This is a genomic window from Patescibacteria group bacterium (assembly GCA_018817085.1).
Lineage (GTDB): Bacteria > Patescibacteriota > WWE3 > CG2-30-40-12 > CG2-30-40-12 > CG2-30-40-12.
In genome coordinates this window covers 1-2,706 of record JAHIUT010000028.1, presented here as the reverse complement: position 1 = coordinate 2,706, position 2,706 = coordinate 1, and the positions used below count along the sequence as shown (strand labels likewise).

Genomic DNA, 2,706 nt, shown 5'->3' with positions numbered 1-2,706 from the left:
TTCGCCTTCTTTATAGTTTAATTTGGTGATGACGCCGTTAATGGGGGATTTAATATAGGCGTTGGAAAGGTTGTTTAAGGTAGCATCAGTGGTAGCTTTAGCGGAAGCAATTGCGTTGTTGTATTCATTATATTTGGACCAATAAATGTCGTCGGAGTTAATGAGAGCGGTGTTTGGGTCGTCTTTATAAGTTTCCATAAAAGTTTCAAGCTGTTGTTTGGCTTTGTCGTAAAGAGATTTTTGAGCAAGGTAAGTGTTGTATAAACTAGATGCGTTAAGAGAGGCGAGAACATCGGTTTGGTTAATAGTATCTTCAAGTTTTACAGAGATGGACTGTATTGTCCCGGATGTAGCAAACGCAATGTCTACTTGGTTTTCCGCCTTTACTTCTCCGCTTAGAGAGGTGGTTTTAACAATATCGCGCGTTTCGGCTTTGGTAATTTCAACTTCCACCGGACGGTTTTTGTTTGAGATAAAGACAAATAAGAAAACCATAAACACTAGGCCTAAAAGGATAATTATAATTTTCTTTTTATTAAGTTTAAGCATATTGGATTATTTTATACTATAAACACTTTTGAGGCAATAAAAAAAAATCCCCCTTTGGACTTCAAATTCCGCGGGGGGGTTACTGGAGCGGGGGATGTTCACAGAGATGATGTGTCTCCCGCTTCCAATGCGGCGAAGAGTTTTTCGGTAGCGTCCTTATCGTATGGCAAATTCACGATGTCCCTGACTCTGCGCGTGCGCCAGAATGCACGCTCTTCTTCCCATCTTGGCTGTATCGCTCGCAACAGCAAGAGTGGTTTGGGTCCAATTCTGAGCTTTATCGCTTGTTGGACAAGCGGAATATTTCTCGAATATGCCATCATAAAGACAACATCCGCGGGCGTTTCACAAGTGTGTCCTCGCGACTCACCTACACTTTTCAACAATTGTCTACTTTCCTCCACAAAATCTCCAAAAAAGGTGAATTTCATGTCTCCTCTCCTTTCAAGATATGAGTTGTCCTTCTTCAATTCCGATGAGAGTGAGAGTATACTACCACATATTATGGGATAAGTCAATTTAAGGAAAATTCATTGGGGCGCCGACCCCTTTGGGGTACCGACCCCTAAGATAAGAAATGTGCCGGGGAGAGGATTTGAACTCTCCGAGCCTACGGCTCGTAGAGCCGGAGGCCTCCACCTTTCTTATAGATTTTGTGCCGGGGAGAGGATTTGAACCTCCACAAGCTTTTAAGGCTTACAACGACCTCAACGTTGCGCGTCTACCAATTCCGCCACCTCGGCAAGAGATGAGCTATACCTGTGGGTTTATCAGGGATCGAACCTGAGACCTCTTCGATGTAAGCGAAGCGCTCTGCCAACTGAGCTATAAACCCATTTAGCCAGGAGCGGCGGAAGGGAATTGAACCCTTGACCTTCTCCTTGGAAGGGAGACATTCTACCGCTGAACTACCGCCGCAGGATACTTGCCTATTTTACACTTAAAATAGTGGTTTTGACAACTGCGATATAAACTTGTTAAAATTATTTACAGTATGATATCAATACAAAAAGCTAAGGCATTGTTTCTTGTTTTTCCTATTCTTTTTTTCTTTGTCCTAACTTCAATTATTGTTACGGGGCTTTTTCTATTTGCCAAAACAAATAAAACAAATGTATTGGCAAACGGAGGGCCCGAGTTATATTCATTATTTGCTTCCAAACCACGGATTCTTGGAACGGTTACACAGTCCATAGAATCAAAACAAGCCACAACAGAAGTAATTAGGCAGTTTATGATTAGATACAAAGCTGACGAAACTTTGGTAAGTCATGCGGAAACATTTAAGCAAATGGCGGAAAAGTATCAGATTAACCCTTGGCTTGTGGTGGCAATTGGTATGTGCGAAGGAAATTTAGGCAGAGCAACGCCTAAATTTGAGGGTGAAGAAACATACAATACATGGGGTTGGGCGGCAAGCGAGATGGATTTGGCGCAAAGAACAGGCGCTTATGATTTACTGTCGTGGGAAAATGCCATAGAAACTGTTACCAAAGGTTTGGCAACCTCGCCTCTTTATAGAAATTACACTGCCAAGCCAGCGCTTATTTTTGAAGATATTGAGAACATTATGCGTTTCTACGCCCCCCCTTCTGTTCTAAAAGGAGGTCCGTGGGCAAAATGTGTGTGGCAATACTATACTGAATTAGAAAACTTTAGGTCTTCCCTATAAAAAGCCCGTATTTATTTGACAAATGACTATTTTTAGGATAAAATTAAGCTATCACAAGATGGCTTTATCAAAAGCTGACTTATGATTGGTAAAGGCGTCCGGGGCAACCCGGGCGCTTTTTATTTTCATTTTTTATGTTAAAATCAAAAGAGTTTTGCCGAGGTGGCGGAACTGGTAGACGCGTATGGCTTAGGACCATATGGGCTTTTAAAACCCGTGGAGGTTCAAGTCCTCTCCTCGGCACAAAAACATATAAGGTTGCCGGCATAGCTCAACGGACAGAGCGCCTCCCTTCTAAGGAGTAGATGGGGGTTCGATTCCTCCTGCTGGCACACAAATATCTTGTCAAGCGGAGCGAGACTAGAGATTTGTAGTGTCCTGAGGTAATCCCGAAGGGCAAGTTCAATTAGTCAAGCGGAGCGAGACTAGAGATTTGTAGTGTCCTGAGGTAATCCCGAAGGGCAAGTTCAATTAGTCAAGCGGAG

3 protein-coding genes and 5 tRNA genes are annotated in these 2,706 nt (G+C 42.9%); 3 read left to right on the top strand and 5 right to left on the bottom strand.

Annotated elements, in window-relative coordinates:
* The 5 genes from KJ678_01645 to KJ678_01625 all read right to left on the bottom strand — a co-directional run.
* On the bottom strand, positions 1–549 hold a 549-nt coding region (locus KJ678_01645; protein MBU1016843.1), incomplete at its 3' end, for an efflux RND transporter periplasmic adaptor subunit.
* Positions 550–647: 98 nt separating this feature from the next.
* Positions 648–980, bottom strand: a complete 333-nt coding sequence (locus KJ678_01640; protein ID MBU1016842.1) for a hypothetical protein — start codon at positions 978–980, stop codon at positions 648–650.
* Positions 981–1,205: 225 nt separating this feature from the next.
* Positions 1,206–1,292, bottom strand: a tRNA-Leu gene (locus KJ678_01635).
* Between the two features lie 19 nt (positions 1,293–1,311).
* Positions 1,312–1,384, bottom strand: a tRNA-Val gene (locus KJ678_01630).
* 11 nt (positions 1,385–1,395) lie between these two features.
* Positions 1,396–1,467: transfer RNA gene (locus KJ678_01625), tRNA-Gly, on the bottom strand.
* A gap of 76 nt (positions 1,468–1,543) precedes the next feature.
* Here KJ678_01625 and KJ678_01620 point away from each other — a divergent pair.
* The 3 genes from KJ678_01620 to KJ678_01610 all read left to right on the top strand — a co-directional run bounded on the left by KJ678_01620 (position 1,544) and on the right by KJ678_01610 (position 2,553).
* Positions 1,544–2,221: a hypothetical protein gene (locus KJ678_01620; GenBank protein MBU1016841.1), complete on the top strand. Its 678-nt coding sequence runs from the start codon at positions 1,544–1,546 to the stop codon at positions 2,219–2,221.
* A gap of 156 nt (positions 2,222–2,377) precedes the next feature.
* Positions 2,378–2,464: transfer RNA gene (locus KJ678_01615), tRNA-Leu, on the top strand.
* 17 nt (positions 2,465–2,481) lie between these two features.
* Positions 2,482–2,553 (top strand) — tRNA-Arg (locus KJ678_01610).
* Positions 2,554–2,706: the final 153 nt, after the last annotated feature.